The organism is Actinomadura sp. HBU206391 (genome assembly GCF_014323665.1).
Classification (GTDB): domain Bacteria; phylum Actinomycetota; class Actinomycetes; order Streptosporangiales; family Streptosporangiaceae; genus Actinomadura_C.
Genome location: NZ_JABVEB010000051.1, coordinates 1 through 15,907 on the forward strand (window position 1 = coordinate 1; position 15,907 = coordinate 15,907).

Consider the following 15,907-nt stretch of genomic DNA (forward strand, 5'->3'; position numbering starts at 1 on the left):
CTGCGCCAGTCCTCCCCCTCGGCTCGTCCCCACGTGTAGATCTCGTTGCTGATCGGCGGTCGCCACACGTCGAGTTCCGGGCCGGTGCGCACGAGCTCGGCGCCCCGGTGGCGCATCGAGGTGAGCGTGCCCTTGGCCCGGTCGAAGGTGTAGCGGAAGTCGCGGCCCGAGACCACCACCTCGTCGTCGTCCTCGGTCACCCGGACCGGCCGGTCCGGCACGGGCATCCGGACCCCGGGCACCTCGGTGCCGCCGACCGCGAGCTGGCCGGTGCCGACCGTGTGCCCCTTGGGCGCGTACCAGGTCTTCTCCGCGAGGACCGCCTCGACGGTGAGCCAGCGTTCGGCCCCTGACGGGTTCGGGGGCGGTTCGGGCAGGGTTACGTCGACGGATCCGCCGGGGCCGAGCGAGAGCGGCCGGTGCCCGGAGCTCAGTGTCCGGCGCCCCTCGGTGATCTTCCAGCGCAGCTCCAGGTCGCCGGTGCCGGCGAACACCCGCTCGCTCGACACCGTGACGTCGGTGCCCGTGCCGGTGATGCGGATCGGTGACTGCACCCAGGCGAGCTGGGCGGTCTCGGGCTGTACGTACCGGGCGGAGCCGACCAGCCCGTCCACACCGGACAGGCTCTGCCCGTTGGACAGGAACGCGCCCCTCTCCTTGAAGGAGTCGAAGTCCAGTGCCAGCGCCGCGTCGCGCTTCGGGTCGGCGCCCGACGCCAGGTCGCCGGCGCTCAGCGCCCGCGGATAGATCCGGACGTCGTCGATCGAGCCGTGCGCCATCCGGCCGCGCATGTCGTCCTGCATGGTCTCGGTGTTGCGGCCGACGTTGACCTCCCACGACGACCAGTCGATCGGGCCGGTGAACGGCACCTGCGCCGCCTGCGCGCCGTCGATGTAGAGGCGCAGCGCGGAACCGTCGTAGGTGCCGGTGACGCGGTGCCATCGGTCGTACCAGTCGGCCGGCACCGGGGCCCGCACGGTCCGCCAGGTGCCGCTGTGGACGAAGAACTCCAGGGTGTTCTCGTTGCTCATCTTGAGCGCGAACTGGTGGTCGTCCTTGGACAGGATCGTGAAGTCGCCGGTCCAGGGTCTGGCCGGCTTCACCCACGCGTCCAGGGTCAGGCCGGTGCCCGTGATGTCCAGCCGCCGGTCACGGTAGACCTCGACGAAGTCGTCAAGACCGGAGAAGTACAGCCCCTTGCCCCGGTGACCGTCGACCACCTTCGGGATGCCCTGCAGCCAGGCCTTGATGCCGTTGCCCGAGCCGTCGGGGGTGGTGATGAGCGGATGGCGCAGGTTGGCCTCGGCCCAGTCCCAGATGAACCCGCCCTGCACCTGCGGATACTTGCGCACGACCTCCCAGAACTCGCGGAAGTTGCCGAGGCTGTTGCCCATCGCGTGCGCGTACTCGCCCATGATGATCGGCTTCGTGGTGCGCTGGGCCTGGCCCTCCAGGCGTGCCGGCGTCGGGTAGCGCGGTCCCCACACGTTCGCGAAGGGGGCGTCGCCGTCCGGGGAGTTGGACTGGTGGTAAAGCGGCCGGGACGGATCGTTCGCGGTCGCCCACTCGGCCATCGCGTAGTGCGCCCTGCCGAGCCCGGCCTCGTTGCCGGTGTCCCACAGGAAGACGCTCGGGTGGTTCTTGTCGCGCGCCACCATCGCCTGGAACCGGTCGGCGAACGCCTTCTGCCATTCGGCCCGGTCGGCGAGGCAGTCGCTCGGGCAGTTCTCGTGGTTGTGCGTCTCGATGTCGACCTCGTCGTCGATCCACAGCCCCCTGCGGTCGGCGAGGTCGTAGAGGTAGGGGTCGCTCGGGTAGTGCGAGGTCCGCACGGCGTTGACGTTGAACCGCTTCATGAGCGCGACATCGGACTCCATCCGCCGCCGGGTCTGGTGCCGGCCGGTGTCGGGGTCGGTCTCCGAGCGGTTCACACCCTTGATCAGGATGCGCTCGCCGTTGACGAGCAACCGCCGGTCGCGGATCTCGATCTCGCGGAAGCCGACTGTCTCGCGGGTGACGTGGGTGGTCCGGCCGGACGGGTCGGTGAGCGCCAGCACCAGCGTGTAGAGGTTCGGCGTCTCGTCCGACCACTTCGCCGGGTCGCGCACCAGACCCGACAGGCGCACCGTGGCGGTCTCTCCGGCGCCGCCGGTCCCGCCGGACATGTCGGCCTCGCCGGACAGCCGCTGGACGGTCCTGCCCTTCGGGTCGACGAGGGTGCCGGTGACCGTGTAAGCGCCCTCAGGTCCGTCCTTGCGGGCGAGCGTGACGGCGGCGTTCAGGGTCGCGTCTCGGTAGGCGGAGTCGAGGTCGGTGGTGACGTGGACGTCCCGCACGTACGCCTGCGGCGTGGAGTAGGTCCACACCGACCGGAAGATGCCGCTGTAGCGCCACTGGTCGTAGTCCTCCAGATAGGAACCGGAGCCCCAGCGGTGCACCTGCACCGCGACCGTGTTGGCGCCGCTGTGGACGTGGTCGGTGACGTCGAACTCGGCCGGCGTGTAGCCGCCCTGGTCGTAGCCCACGTACTCGCCGTTGACCCAGACGAAGTAGCCGCTGGTGACGCCCTCGAAGCGCAGGAACGTGCGGCGCCGGTCCCAGCTCGCCGGCACGTCGAAGCTCCGCACGTACGCCCCGGTGGGATTGATGTCGCGTGGCGCCCTCGGCGGGTCGTCGGGCCACACCTCGGTGGGGATGTTGCGGAAGACCGGATGGTCGAGCCGGTCGCTCTGCCAGGTGTGCGGCACGCTGACCCGCCGCCACCCCGAGGTGTCGTAGCCGTCCCGCTGGAAGCCTGCGGGCACCTCCCCCGGTCGCTCGGCGAGCGCGAACCGCCACTGACCGTCCAGTGACCGCGCGAACGGCGAGTCCCCGCCGGCGACGGCCGATCTCTGGTTCTCGTACGGACGGAGCACGGCGTGCGCGGGCTCCTGTCCCTCCCCGGTCATCTGCGGATCATCCAGGTAGGCGTAGACGTCGGATGCGTCGGCCGGTTCCCGCGGCGTCGCCACGGCCGGCACGGGGAATCCCGCGAGCACCATTACGCCGATGACGAGTACGGCCGCCCAGCGGGTCATCCGGCTTTTCGACGTCATATGACGCACCGCCCAGTTTGTTCGAAAACGAACGCGAACTTGACGTACGGAACATCCTGGACGTTAAGTCTTCCGCGTCACCATGACAACAGTCGCAACAGCAAGTCACCGGCGGATGACGATCGTCCCCGCTGCGTCCTCACGTTCTTTCCATGTCAGATGACACGGAGTAACTCATCAGATAGGTCTTGATCTACCGGTCCGGTTCATGCACCCTGGGCGCGTGGCCCATCACGCCGAGCTCACCATCGACCCGGCCTTCCCGATCGGCGAGATCGACCGCCGGCTGTTCGGCTCCTTCGTGGAGCATCTGGGCCGGTGCGTTTACACCGGCGTCTACGAGCCGGGACACCCGGCCGCCGACGCCGACGGCTTCCGCGAGGACGTCCTCGATCTCGTCCGTGAGCTCGGGGTGAGCGTCGTCCGCTATCCGGGCGGGAACTTCGTCTCCGGCCACCGCTGGGAGGACGGCGTCGGACCGCCGGAGCGCCGCCCGCGACGCCTCGATCCGGCGTGGCACTCGGTCGAGACCAACGCCTTCGGGCTCGGCGAGTTCATGGCGTGGACGCGCCGCGCGGGCGTCGAGCCCATGATGGCGGTCAATCTCGGCACCCGCGGCATCGCCGAGGCCTGCGACCTGCTCGAGTACGCCAACCACCCCGAGGGGACGCACTGGTCGGACCTGCGGGCCGCGCACGGCGCGAAGGAGCCGTACGGCATCGGCCTGTGGTGCCTCGGCAACGAGATGGACGGCCCGTGGCAGACGGGGCACAAGACCGCGCGGGAGTACGGCCGGCTGGCCGCCGAGACCGCCCGGGCGATGCGGACGATCGATCCGTCGGTGCGGCTGGTGGCCTGCGGCAGCTCGCACTCCGGCATGCCGACGTTCGGGGCGTGGGAGGCCACCGTCCTCGAAGAGGCCTACGACGTGGTCGACTACGTCTCCCTGCACGCCTACTACGAAGAGCACGACGGCGACCCGGCGAGCTTCCTGGCCTCGGCCGTCGACATGGAGTCGTTCATCGAGAGCGTGGTCGCGACCTGTGACCACGTTCGCGCGGTGACCAGGTCCGCGAAGCGGATCGACCTGTCGTTCGACGAGTGGAACGTCTGGTACCTGAGCCGGTGGCAGGGGCAGGGGCCGCCGGCCGAGTGGGCGGAGGCGCCGCGGCTGCTCGAGGACCGCTACAACGTCACCGACGCCGTGGTCGTGGGCAGCCTGCTCATCGCGCTGCTGCGGCACTGCGACCGGGTGTCGGTCGCCTGCCAGGCGCAGCTGGTCAACGTGATCGCGCCGATCGTCGCCGAGCCGGGCGGCGCCGCCTGGCGGCAGACCATCTTCCACCCGTTCGCGCAGGCGGCGCGGTTCGGGCGCGGCGAGGTGCTGCGGGTGGAGCCGTCGGGGCCGGTCGTCGAGACGGCCCGGTTCGGCGAGGTGCCGGCGCTGCACGCGACCGCGACGCGCGACGAGGACGGCATGGTGACGATCTTCGCCGTCAACCGCGACCTGGAACGGCCGCTCGATCTCACCGCGCACCTGCGGGCGCTCGGCGAATGCCGGCTGGTCGGGCACCAGGTGCTGTCCGACGCCGACCGCCTCGCCGGCAACACCGCCGACCGCCCCGACCGGGTGCGGCCCCGCGCCGTGACCGGCGCCGCGGTCGAGGACGGGCTGCTGCGCGCGGAACTGCCCCCGGTGTCCTGGAACGTCATCCGCCTCGCCCCCACCTCCGGGTCGGGTGTCGTACTCATCTGATGGGTGCTTGCCACCGGGTCGGGTGTCGTGCACTCTGGATGCCGTGTCGGACAGCCTCGGTGACATCCCGGACGCCCCCCCACGTCCCACGGCCGGCGCCCCGGCGCAGAAGGTCATCGGAGCGGTCCTGCAGCGCCTCGAAGACCTGATCTTCAGTGAGCTGAACCCGGGCTCCGAGCTGCCCTCGGAGTCGGCGCTGGCCGTCCAGCTCGGGGTGAGCCGCCTCACCGTGCGCGAGGCCACCAAGGCGCTCCAGGCCCGGGGGCTGCTCGACGTCCGGCAGGGGCGGCGGCCGGTGGTCGCCCATCCGAGCGCGGGCCCCATCGACGACTACTTCACCTCGGCCGTGCGCCGGGATCCGCGCCGGCTCATGGATCTCCTGGAGGTACGGCAGGCGCTCGAGGTGCACATCGCCTCGCTCGCGGCCCTGCGGGCCGGCCGTGCGTCGATCACCGCGCTCGAGTCCGCGCTGGCGGCCATGCGGGAGGTCGCGGGCGACATCGGCGACACCGGCGCCATTCACGACGCCGACCTGCGCTTCCACGAGGGCCTGGCCGCGGCCACCGGCAACCAGATGCTCAGCTTCCTGCTGGAGGGGATGGAGGGACCCCTGCACGCCGGCCGGATGCGGAGCCTGCGCGGTCACCTCGCCCGGGGCGGCACCGTCGAGGACGTCATCGAGCAGCACGCCCGCATCCTCGACCGGGTCAGGGACCGCGACCCGGCCGGGGCCGCCGCCGCCATGCGCGACCACCTGGAGCAGACCGCCCGCGACCTCAGGGCCGCGCTGACCCTCACCGAGCCGCGCATCGAGCCCGATCTTCCCCGATGACCCACGCGGATCGGCTCCCCGGCGCCCGAGCCGCCCGACACCCCCGGCATGGAAGGAACCACACCACGTGCGCATCACCAAGCTGACCACCCATGTCGCGGGCACCCCGTGGCGGAACCTCACCTACGTCCGCGTGCACACCGACGAGGGCCTGACGGGCGTGGGCGAGACCCGGATGCTGGGCCACACCGACGCGCTGCTGGGCTACCTGGCCGAGGCCGGGCGCAACCACGTCGCCGGCTCCGACCCGTTCGACATCGAGGACCTGGTCCACCGGATGAAGTACGGCGACTACGGTCGCGCGGGCGAGATCGTGATGTCCGGTATCGCCTGCGTCGAGATGGCCTGCTGGGACATCGTCGGCAAGGCCCTGGGCCAGCCGGTGTGGCGGCTCCTGGGCGGCCGGGTCCGGGATCGGGTCAAGGCCTACGCCAACGGGTGGTACACGGTCGAGCGCTCCCCCGAGGCCTTTCACGAGGCCGCCCGCGGAGTCGTCGAGCGCGGTTATCGCGCCCTCAAGCTCGACCCGTTCGGCGCCGGGCGGCTCGAGCTCGACCACGCCGAGACCGTGCGCTCGGTGTCCCTGGTCGAGGCGGTACGGGACGCCGTCGGCCCCGAGACAGAGCTGCTGGTCGAGATGCACGGGCGCTTCTCCCCCGCCACCGCGATCCGGCTCGCCCGCCTGCTGGAACCGTACGACCCGGCGTGGATCGAGGAGCCCTGCCCACCGGAGAACCTCAAGGCCCTCGCCAAGGTCGCGGCGCACACCACGCTGCCGATCGCGACCGGCGAGCGGATTCACGACCGCGCCGAGTTCCGCGAGCTGTTCGAGCTGCAGGCGGCCGACATCATCCAGCCCGACATCGGGCACCTCGGCGGCATTCTCGAGACGCGCAAACTGGCCGCCACGGCCGAGACGCACTACGTGCTCGTCGCACCGCACAACGTCGGCGGCCCGGTGCTCACCGCCGCGAACCTGCATCTCGCGGCGTGCACCCCGAACTTCAAGATCCAGGAACACTTCAACGACTTCGCCGACGCGGGCGTCAAGCGGGTGGCGCCGGGGCTGCCCGAGGTGGTGGACGGCCACTTCGCGCTGCCGACGGCGCCCGGCCTCGGGGTGGAGCTCGACCTGGACGCGCTCGCCGAGTTCCCCCGGCAGCGCGCCGCCTTCGACCTGTTCGCCGACGACTGGCACATGAGGGACCCGCGACCATGAACCGTTCGATCCTGCTGGAGTCGCCCGGATCGTGGCGACTGATCACCACGGACCTGCCGGAGCCCGGCCCGGGCGAGGCGCTCGTGAAGGTGTCCGCCGCCGGAGTGTGCGGCAGCGACCGCGAGCTGCACGCGGGAACCAGGCCCGAGGGTTTCGCGGCCTACCCGGTGACGCCCGGCCACGAGTGGTCGGGCACCGTGGCGGCGGTCGGCGCCGGCGTCGATCCGGCGCTCGCCGGGTCGCCCGTCGTGGGCGAGGGCTACCGCGCCTGCCTGGCGTGCGACAACTGCCGGACCGGCGACACGAACCTGTGCACGGGAGGTTACGACGAGACCGGCTTCACCCGGCCCGGCGCGTTCGCCGACCACCTGCTGCTCCCGGCCAGGCTGCTGCACGTCCTCGCCCCGGGCACCGACCTGCGCGCCGCCGCGTTGCTGGAGCCCGCCGCCGTCGTCGCCGCGGCCCTCCGGAAGGTCGCCCCGCGTCCCGGCGACTCGGTGGCCGTCGTGGGCGCGGGCACTCTCGGAGCGCTGTCGCTGCAGTTGCTCGCGGCGTCCTCCCCCGCCGAGCTCACCGTCTTCGACCCGCGCGGCGAGCGCGAGCGGCCGGCGCTCGCGGCCGGGGCGACGACGTTCCATCCGCCTGAGGCGGCCGAGCGGCTGACCGGCCGCTTCGACGTGGTCGTCGAGACGGCGGGCGCCGCTGGCACCGCGCGCACCGGCGTCGCCCTCGCGCGCCGCGGGGGCCGCGTGGTCCTCACCGGGATCCCCGGCGACCCCGCCGACGCCGTCCCGACCTCGCTCATCGTGACCCGCAACCTGACGCTGAGCAGTGTGTTCGGCGCGACCTCCGCCGACTGGACGTACGCGGTGCGTGCCTTCAACGCCGGCATCCTCGCCCCCGAGCCCCTCATCACCCACGACCTGCCGCTCGAGGACTACGAGGAGGCGCTCGAGCTCAGCGGCTCCTCCACCGCGGGCAAGGTCCTGCTGCACCCCTGAGGCCCGCGCGGCACCGCCGCGACGAACGGCCGGCGGACCGGCCGCGGCGAAGGGCTCCGGGCGGGTTCAGCCGGCCCGGAGACGCTCGATCACCGGCGCGAGCTCGGTCATGTACGGCTCGTGCACGGTGATGTAGGAGAAGCCGTACCGCTCCCGGTTCTCGAGCAACCGCTCGGCGATCTGCTCCACGGTGCCGATGAGCAGGAGCGGGCTCTCCAGGGCCTCGTCGACCGTGAAGGTCGGCTGCTCGGACACCAGCTTCTCGGCCACCGCCCGGCGGTCTCGGGTGACGACGACCATCTGCACGAGCACGTTCGACTCCAGGTCGCCGGCCCGCTCCCCCGCGTGCTCGCGCACGAAGGCGACCCGTTCGTCCATCTCGGCGGCGGTCGCCAGCCGGAAGGTCCCCGGCGGCCGGCCCTTGAGCTGGATGGCGCCGGCATGGCCGACGATGTCGGCGTGCTCGGCGGCCAGCCGCAGGACGGCGTCGCCGGTGCCGCCGATGAGCAGGGGCGGCCCCGATCCGCCGAACCCGCGGCGCTGAACGGGCGTGAGGTCGGGCAGGTCGAAGGCGCTCCGGAGCTGGGCACGCTCCTCGTAGTCCGGACCGCGCAGCAGCCGGCCGAGCTCCTCGACCGTGCGCGCGAGCCGCTCGGTGCGGTCGGCGAGCGGCTCCCAGCCGATCCCGGCGGCGTCGAACTCCCACTTCATGTGGCCTGAGCCGAGCCCGAGTTCCAGGCGTCCCCCGGTGAGCAGGTCCGCCGTCGCCACCTCGCGAGCGAGCAGGTGCGGATTCCAGAAGCCGACGTTGAGCACCATCGTGCCCACCCGCAGCCGCTCCGTGGCCTCGGCCGCGGCGATGAGGGTGGGAAAGGGCGCCGGGCCGCCGAGGTGGTCGGGCACCAGTGCCGTGTCGTAACCCAGTGCCTCCGCCGTACGGCACTGCTCGACGAAGTCCTGCCGCGACCGGATGCCGAAGACGTTGAACCCGAACCGGAATTCCGTCATGCGATCAGCCTGTCCCACGTGCCACGCGCGATCCAGGCCCTACGCGCGCAGCGAAATCGGGGCGGGACCGCTCTCAGGCCCTTTCACTCAGGCCCTTTCACCGTTCATCACGCGGTCCAGCCACTCGAGGCAGCCCTCCTGAAGCGCCTCGTCGGCGAGGGCCTTGGCCGAGGACGTCTGGAGCGCGGCGAGTGAGCTGTCGATCCAGGGCTGGACGTTCTGGTGTCCCTGAGCGCGATATTCCAGTGCCTGGATGAGGCATTCGAGCTTGTCCGCGTCGCGGGCGCACAGGGCCTCGGTGCTCTCGCGTTCCTCGTACTCGTCGACCGCCCCGCGCACGACCTTGGCCACGGCCTCCGGAAGCCCGCGCGTCTGGTCCGCCGTGACGTCCTGGTTGGCGGCGGCGGCGAGATAGCGCTTGGCGACGTAGGGGATGTCGGTGAGCCGGGTCTCCTGGGTGTCGTGGAGCAGCCCGAGCAGAGCGGCGCGTTCGGGGTCGGCGTCCTCCATCGCGGCAAGGACGGTCGCGATGACCGCCGTACGGAAGGAGTGGTCGGCGATGCTCTCGGGGTTCCCCACGCCGACGATGTGCCAACCGGTGCGCCGGTAGCGCTTCAACAGCCCCTGCTCGTAAAGGAAGCCGGTCAGCCGGGCCAGTTCGCTCGTCATGAAGATCCCTTCCCGTCGCGTACCCGCCTGAGCGCGTACCCGGGCCCGGCGAGGCCGGTCGCCGGGCATGCCGGTCGATCGATCAGGCGCACGTCTCTGATCAACTGTCGCAGCTGCGCGCGGCGGCCCGGAGTGCCGAGCACAGGAATTGCCACGGCCTTTCCCATATCGAGGCACTCGCACCGGCGACGGGGAGCCGCGGCGCTTCACGTGCGGCCACGCCCCGTGACCGACCTATTTGTCCGGTTAATTAAGGCGTACGGCAGAATTCCCCCATGACCTGGAAGCGGTACGTCGCCATCGGCGACTCCTTCACCGAAGGACTCGGAGACCCCGATCCCGAGACCCCGGGCGGCTGGCGCGGGTGGGCCGACCGGGTGGCGGGAGCCCTCGCCGCCCGCACCGAGGGCTTCGCCTACGCCAACCTGGCGGTCCGCGGGCGGCTGCTCGGGCAGATCATCGAAGGCCAGCTGCCGCAGGCGATCGCCCTCGGCCCCGATCTGGTGTCGATCTCGGGCGGTGGGAACGATCTGCTGCGCCCGGGAACCGATGTGGACGCCCTGGCCGAGCGCGCCGAGGACGCGGTGCGGCGGCTGCGGGACGCGGGCGCCGACGTCGTGGTGTTCACCGGGGTCGATCCGGTCGGCTCCCCGGTGATCCGGCGGACGCGCGGCCGGGTGGCCGTCTACAACGAGCACATCCGCGGCATCGCGGCACGGCACGGAGCGTACGTCGTCGACCAGTGGGCGATGACCGTTCTGCGCGACTGGCGCATGTGGAACGCCGACCGGCTGCACATGTCCCCGGCGGGCCACCGCCGGGTGGCGCTCGCCACGCTGGAGGCGCTCGGCGTGCCCGCCGACGGCGACTGGCGCGAGCCGCCGCCCCCGCTCCCCACGCTGAGCCCCGGCGCGCGACGGCTCGCGGATCTGCGATGGGCCGGCGGCTTCCTCGTCCCCTGGGTCGGGCGGCGGCTGCGCGGCCGCTCGTCCGGCGACGACATCGTCGCCAAGCGGGCCGACCTCGGGCCGTTCACCTACCGCGACGAGACCTGAGTTCCGGGCGGTCAGCCACCCCTGGCCGTGCGGTACTCCGCGACGACCAGCTCCGTCAGCTCCTGGAGCGAGGTGCGCGAGGTCTGCTCGTCGAAGGCGATCGCACCGTGCTGCAGCAGGTTGACCCGGTCGCACACCTCCAGGACCTGGGCGTAGTTGTGCGCGATGATGATGATCGAGACCTCGCCGCGGCGCTTCAGGTCGCGGACCAGGTCGAGGATGAGCGCACCCTCCTTCGCGCCCATGGCGGCGAGCGGCTCGTCCAGCAGGAGGATCTTCGCGTCGGAGTAGACCGAGCGGGCGACCGCGATGGCCTGGCGCTGGCCGCCGGACAGCTTGGCCACCTCGACGTCCACCGAGGGGATGTTCACCCCCATGTCCCGGAGATGCTCGGCGGCGATCCGGCGCATGGCGCGGTTGTTCAGCAGCCGAACCGGCCACACCTTCTCCCGGCCGAGGAACATGTTGTGGTAGACGGTCAGCTCGTTCACCAGCGCGAGGTCCTGGTAGACGGCGTCGATGCCGAGGGAGCGGGCGTGCTCGACCGACTTGAGGGTCACCTCGTCGCCGTTCAGCACGATCCGCCCCGAGTCCGGCCGGTGGAAACCGCAGAGGATCTTCAGCAGCGTTGACTTGCCCGCGCCGTTGTCGCCGATGAGCCCGAGCACCTCGCCCCGGCCGAGCCGCAGATTGACGTCGCGCAGGGCGGTCACGGCGCCGAACCGCTTGGCGACGTGCTCGACCGACAGCACTGTGGTCGCCGTCGCCGCTTCGGCCGTCGTCCCTTCCTCGGTCATCGCCCCGCCCTTCGCAGCCTGGCCAGATAGACGTTGGAGATCATCGAGATCAGGATCGCCGCGCCGAGGATCAGGTTGAACGGGTTGGCGGAGATCCCTATGAGGTTGAAGCCGTTGCCGAGCACGGCGAGCACGAGCGCGCCGAGGAAGGCCCCGATGACCGTGCCGGAGCCGCCCGCGAGCGCGGTGCCGCCGATCACGGCGGCGGCCACCGCGGTGAACATGATGCCCGTGCCGCCCGCCGTCGGGTCGATCGACTGCACCCGGAACGCCTCGAGGATGCCGGCGAACGCGCCAAGCACACTGGTGACCATGAAGTTGCCGATCTTGATCCGGCCGGCCCGGATGCCCGCCTCGCTCGCACCGAGCGGGTTGCCGCCGACCGCCACGGTGTGCAGCCCCCAGCGCGTACGGGTGAGCAGCACGTGGAAGAAGGCGACGATCAGCACCGCCCAGATCAGCTCCGCCCACGGAGCCCGGCCGAACCACCCCTCGATGCCCACCGCTGCCGGCGGGATCTCGGCCGGGTAGGCGTGCGAAGTGGTCAGCGTGATCCCGTTGACGACGAACAGCGTCCCGAGCGTCGCGACGAACGACGGCACCTTGAGCACCACGGTGACGAATCCGTTGACGAATCCGATGGCCGAGGCCGCGGCCAGCGCGATCGCTATCGCGACGATCGGATAGGCGCCGTAGTAGTCGATGGCGTAGTGCATCAGGAACGGCGCCAGCGTGAACACCATGCCGACGGACAGGTCGATCTCGCCGCTGACCAGCAGCAGCACCTGCCCCACGGCGATGATGGCGGCGGGCGCCAGCACCTGCGAGATGTTCACCAGGTTGTCGTTGGTCAGGAAGACGTCGCTCGCCGTACGGAAGTAGACGAACAGCGCGACGGCGACCAGCAGGATGCTCGCCTCGCGCCGGCGCAGGAAGGCGTCCGCACCCGTCCGCAGCGCGCCGCGGGCGGGCGGCCCCGGCGACGGGGGGCGCACCTTGCCGACCGAGTTCTCGATGGTCTCACTCACGGGCGTGTCCCAGCTCCTTCCGGTGCGGGAGGGGCCGTTCGGCCCCTCCCGCGTCGATCATCCGTGCGGGATGGCCCCGGAGCGGTTGAGCACCTGCTGCCGGGTGCTCGAGCCCTCGAACCGGGTCTTGGTGGCCAGGTAGGGGTCGACGGTGTCCTTGCCGACGAACAGCAGGCCGGTGTTGGTGTCGGCCGGCGCCACCAGGCCGCCGGACAGCTTGTAGAGCCAGAGCTGCAGCACCGGCAGGAAGCCCTGGAGGTAGGGCTGCTGGTCGATGGTGAAGTCGAGGTCGCCGGCCTTGATGGCGGTGAGCGTCGCCGGGTTCAGGTCGAAGCCGCCGGCCACGACGCCCTTGCTCTTGAGCTTGTACTTCGCCACGGTCTTGCCGACCGCCTCGGTCGATCCGGCGTCGACGGCGAAGATGCCCTTGAGCCCGCTGTGGCCCTGGACGTAGGCGTCGATGGTGGACAGTTCCTTCGGCAGCTCGGCGCCGCTCGCGACATCGGTGAAGTTGATGGACTTGCCCGAGGCCTTGATGGCGTCCTTGGCGCCGTCGATCCGGGGCTGGATGTTCAACTGCCCGGGAGTGGCGATGAAGCCGACCGCGTCCCCGCCATTCGTCATGAGCGAGGCGACGCGCTTGCCGAGCTCGTACCCGGAGGCGTACAGATCCTGGCCGACGTAGGCGAGCCGGTCGCTGCCCGGGTCGTCCCTGGAGCCGTCGGCGTTGTACGACACGACGGGGATCGCCGAGTCGAGGGCCTTGGCGATCGGGTCCTTGAAGGCGTTCTTGTCGACCACCGCCGCCGCGATGCCGTCGGCCTTGGCAGAGACGGCGGTGTTGAGCGCGTTGACCATCTCGGGGACCTTGGCCGTCTCGGAGCCGGTCCACTGGAACTGGCAGCCGAGCAGTGCGCACGCGTCCTGCGCGCCGTACTGCGTGGGGGTGAAGAAGGGGTTGGTGGTCACATGGTTGACGAACACGAACTTCCACTTGGGAGTGGCCGGGAAGTCGCCCGAACCGCCGGCGGCGGCCGGCGTCTCCTTCTTGTTGTCTGGGGAGCAGGCCGCCAGCAGCGCCGACGCGGCCGCGGTGGCGCTCACCAGCCCGGCGCCGCTGAGCAGCCGCCGCCGCGCGACTCCGGTGATGCCTAGCGTGTCCACGGCCTCTTCGACCGTGGGATTGACGTCTTTCACTCATACCTCCCTGCGGAGGGCGCGGTCACGGAGACCGGGGGGCCGCCGCGGCAAGTCGCTGCGGCCCCACCGGAGTCTCAGCGCGCCGAGAACTGGTAGACGGTGGTCGTCTGATACGTCTGGCCGGGCCGGAGCACGGTCGAGGGGAAGTTCGGGTGGTTCGGGGAGTCGGGGTAGTGCTGGGTCTCGAGCGCGAACCCGTCGCCCTGCCGGTACACGCGGCCGCCGGTGCCGACGAGCGTGCCGTCGAGGAAGTTGCCGGAGTAGAACTGGATGCCGGGCTCTTCGGTGTAGATCGACAGCACCCGGCCGGTCCGCGCGTCACTGGCCCGTGCGGCGAGCTCCAGCCCGGAGCCCCTGCGCTTCAGCACGTAGTTGTGGTCGTAGCCCTGGCCGTACAGCAGTTGCTGGTGCGGCACGCGGATCCGCTCGCCGATGGGCGTGGCCGACCGGAAGTCCAGCGGGGTGCCGGCCAGCGGCGCGAGCTGTCCCGTGGGGATGAGGGTGGCGTCGACGGGCGTGTACCGGTCGGCGTTGATCTGCAGTTCCTGGTCGTAGATCGTGCCGGAGCCGTCACCGGCCAGATTGAAGTAGGAGTGGTTGGTGAGGTTGACGATCGTCGCCTTGTCGGTGGTCGCGCGGTAGTCGATCCGGATGGCGTTCTCGGCGGTGAGCGTGTAGGTGACGGTGGTCTTCAGCGTGCCCGGATAGCCCATCTCGCCGTCGGGGCTGGTGTAGTCCAGCCTCAGCGAGACCTCGTCACCGTGCAGGCGCGGAGTCGGCGCCCACACCCGCTTGTCGAAGCCGGTGGTGCCGCCGTGCAGGCTGTTCGGCCCGTTGTTCAGCGGTGCCTGGTAGGTCACTCCGTCGATCGTGAACCTGCCCCCGGCGATCCGGTTGCCGTACCGGCCGATGATCGCGCCGAAATAGGGGCTGTTCTTGGTCACGTAGTCGTCCAGCGTCGCGAAGCCGAGGGCCACGTTGCCGATCCGGCCCCTGCGGTCCGGGGTCTCGATCGTCTGGACGATGCCCCCGTACGTGATGATGCGGACCCGTACACCGCGGGGGTTGGTGAGGGTGAACCGCCACACCTTCGTGCCGTCCGCCAGGGTTCCGAACAGGTCCTTGGCGATCGCCGGCCGGGCCCTGGCGGCCCCGGGGGAGGCTGCGGAGGCGGCGGCGCCGGACGCGGTCATCGCGGCCGCCAATAGAGCGGCCAGGCACAGCCGCACGAGCGAGCGTCTTCCTGAGCAGACGAGCATGGGCACCTCTTTCTGCGGTGGTGTGGTGTGCCCCCCGAGTCGGTCGTGGAACCAGGAGCCGTCAGGGACTGGCGACGGCCTCCCGGTAGTAGCGGTCCAGCATCGCCAGGCCGATCGCGGCGCGGCGTACGCGCTCGCGGGCCGTCGCGACGGCGAGCTCGGCGAGATGCCGGCCGGAGGGATAGATGCCGGGAGCGTTGCGGACGGTGAACTTCAGGTGGACGGGCGCCGCGATCCGGACGAGATCGGGCACCTCGTAGTAGCGGACGACGCCCCCGAAGTCGTCCGCGCCCTCGATGTAGATGTCCAGCGGCACATCGACGGCATGCCTGATCGCCGCCACCTGTGCCAGGGACAGGTCCGTGGGCAGGTTGATGGTGGTGATGCCGAGATCCTCGAGCAGCCGCGCCGTGGCCGGATTCGCCGTGGGGAACGAGATCGAGGCCTTGAACTCCAGATCCGGGGGCAGATCGCCGGTGCTCTTCATCCGGCCGAGCACCCAGAGCTGACCGATGTCGCTGACGAGCACGCTTCGAACCCCGAGCTCGCATCCGCGCACGACGTCCTCGATGCCGTACACGAGCTGGTCGGCGCCGCGCAGCACGCCCGCCGCCACACCGCCCGACGACGCCGTGACCTGGACGCCGGTGTCCCAGGAGGCGCGCGGGCCGACGAACAGGCACACCTCCACGTCGCTTTCGCGCCCGAGCGTCACCATCTCGGCGATCTCAGCGTCGGTCAGCAGCATCATGCCGCTGCCCTGGCTGATCCGGTGGATCCGGAGGTCGTGTTCCTTCGCGGCCTCCAGGACGGCCCGCAGTGGCGCGGGGCCCTCCACCGACGGGATCTCCACCCGGAACTGCGCGCCGTCGGGGAAGCGCTTCGCGGAGTCCGGCAGCTCGCCCAGGTCGCGCTCAGGCAGCCCGAGCGAGGAGAGATACCGCCGGGTGCTCGCCATCCCGTCATGGCCGTCGAAGCTCACACTTGC

At 71.1% G+C, this 15,907-nt stretch carries 13 protein-coding genes; 5 read left to right on the top strand and 8 right to left on the bottom strand.

The genetic code is table 11. The features are described from left to right. A partial coding sequence (locus HKK72_RS17625; RefSeq protein WP_222720838.1) for a glycoside hydrolase family 2 TIM barrel-domain containing protein occupies window positions 1-3,095 on the bottom strand: 3,095 nt, incomplete at its 3' end. 223 nt (window positions 3,096-3,318) lie between these two features. Here HKK72_RS17625 and HKK72_RS17630 point away from each other — a divergent pair. The 4 genes from HKK72_RS17630 to HKK72_RS17645 all read left to right on the top strand — a co-directional run bounded on the left by HKK72_RS17630 (window position 3,319) and on the right by HKK72_RS17645 (window position 7,903). Continuing rightward, window positions 3,319-4,851: an alpha-N-arabinofuranosidase gene (locus HKK72_RS17630; RefSeq protein ID WP_315987309.1), complete on the top strand. Its 1,533-nt coding sequence runs from the start codon at window positions 3,319-3,321 to the stop codon at window positions 4,849-4,851. 43 nt (window positions 4,852-4,894) lie between these two features. Beyond that, window positions 4,895-5,683: a FadR/GntR family transcriptional regulator gene (locus HKK72_RS17635; RefSeq protein WP_222720839.1), complete on the top strand. Its 789-nt coding sequence runs from the start codon at window positions 4,895-4,897 to the stop codon at window positions 5,681-5,683. Window positions 5,684-5,750: 67 nt separating this feature from the next. Then, window positions 5,751-6,902, top strand: a complete 1,152-nt coding sequence (locus HKK72_RS17640; protein WP_187235467.1) for a mandelate racemase/muconate lactonizing enzyme family protein — start codon at window positions 5,751-5,753, stop codon at window positions 6,900-6,902. Further along, entirely contained in the window at window positions 6,899-7,903 is a 1,005-nt protein-coding gene (locus HKK72_RS17645) for a zinc-dependent alcohol dehydrogenase (RefSeq protein ID WP_187235468.1), read from the top strand. The genes HKK72_RS17640 and HKK72_RS17645 overlap by 4 nt, the downstream gene beginning before the upstream one ends. Before the next feature lie 66 nt (window positions 7,904-7,969). Here the strand turns inward: HKK72_RS17645 and HKK72_RS17650 are convergent, their stop codons facing one another. After that, window positions 7,970-8,911: an LLM class F420-dependent oxidoreductase gene (locus tag HKK72_RS17650; protein ID WP_187235469.1), complete on the bottom strand. Its 942-nt coding sequence runs from the start codon at window positions 8,909-8,911 to the stop codon at window positions 7,970-7,972. Window positions 8,912-8,998: 87 nt separating this feature from the next. Beyond that, a complete protein-coding gene (locus HKK72_RS17655; RefSeq protein WP_187235470.1) occupies window positions 8,999-9,580 on the bottom strand; it encodes an HD domain-containing protein in 582 nt (193 codons plus the stop codon). A 275-nt stretch (window positions 9,581-9,855) separates the two neighbouring features. On the opposite strand from HKK72_RS17655, the gene HKK72_RS17660 reads away from it, so the two are divergent. Continuing rightward, on the top strand, window positions 9,856-10,635 hold the full coding sequence (locus HKK72_RS17660) for an SGNH/GDSL hydrolase family protein (RefSeq protein ID WP_187235471.1): 780 nt from the start codon (window positions 9,856-9,858) through the stop codon (window positions 10,633-10,635). 11 nt (window positions 10,636-10,646) lie between these two features. Here HKK72_RS17660 and HKK72_RS17665 read toward each other — a convergent pair whose 3' ends face one another. The 5 genes from HKK72_RS17665 to HKK72_RS17685 all read right to left on the bottom strand — a co-directional run bounded on the left by HKK72_RS17665 (window position 10,647) and on the right by HKK72_RS17685 (window position 15,901). Then, on the bottom strand, window positions 10,647-11,432 hold the full coding sequence (locus HKK72_RS17665; RefSeq protein ID WP_187235472.1) for an ATP-binding cassette domain-containing protein: 786 nt from the start codon (window positions 11,430-11,432) through the stop codon (window positions 10,647-10,649). After that, window positions 11,429-12,460: an ABC transporter permease gene (locus HKK72_RS17670; protein ID WP_222720840.1), complete on the bottom strand. Its 1,032-nt coding sequence runs from the start codon at window positions 12,458-12,460 to the stop codon at window positions 11,429-11,431. Before HKK72_RS17670 ends, HKK72_RS17665 begins: the two co-directional genes overlap by 4 nt. 57 nt (window positions 12,461-12,517) lie before the next feature. Further along, window positions 12,518-13,657 carry a sugar ABC transporter substrate-binding protein gene (locus HKK72_RS17675; RefSeq protein ID WP_187235473.1) on the bottom strand — a complete coding sequence of 380 codons (1,140 nt, stop codon included), beginning with the start codon at window positions 13,655-13,657 and terminating at the stop codon, window positions 12,518-12,520. A gap of 77 nt (window positions 13,658-13,734) precedes the next feature. After that, window positions 13,735-14,919 (bottom strand): aldose epimerase family protein, encoded by a 1,185-nt coding sequence (locus HKK72_RS17680; RefSeq protein ID WP_187235474.1) that lies wholly within the window; start codon window positions 14,917-14,919, stop codon window positions 13,735-13,737. Between the two features lie 61 nt (window positions 14,920-14,980). Beyond that, window positions 14,981-15,901 (bottom strand): U32 family peptidase, encoded by a 921-nt coding sequence (locus tag HKK72_RS17685; protein ID WP_222720841.1) that lies wholly within the window; start codon window positions 15,899-15,901, stop codon window positions 14,981-14,983. Window positions 15,902-15,907 lie beyond the last annotated feature (6 nt).

What these genes read in the sequence shown, in the direction of transcription:
- HKK72_RS17680 (WP_187235474.1), bottom strand. Translation starts at nt 14,919, where the DNA reads ATGCTCGTCTGCTCAGGAAGACGCTCGCTCGTGCGGCTGTGCCTGGCC.
- HKK72_RS17655 (WP_187235470.1), bottom strand. Translation starts at nt 9,580, where the DNA reads ATGACGAGCGAACTGGCCCGGCTGACCGGCTTCCTTTACGAGCAGGGG.
- HKK72_RS17645 (WP_187235468.1), top strand. Translation starts at nt 6,899, where the DNA reads ATGAACCGTTCGATCCTGCTGGAGTCGCCCGGATCGTGGCGACTGATC.
- HKK72_RS17660 (WP_187235471.1), top strand. Translation starts at nt 9,856, where the DNA reads ATGACCTGGAAGCGGTACGTCGCCATCGGCGACTCCTTCACCGAAGGA.
- HKK72_RS17665 (WP_187235472.1), bottom strand. Translation starts at nt 11,432, where the DNA reads ATGACCGAGGAAGGGACGACGGCCGAAGCGGCGACGGCGACCACAGTG.
- HKK72_RS17650 (WP_187235469.1), bottom strand. Translation starts at nt 8,911, where the DNA reads ATGACGGAATTCCGGTTCGGGTTCAACGTCTTCGGCATCCGGTCGCGG.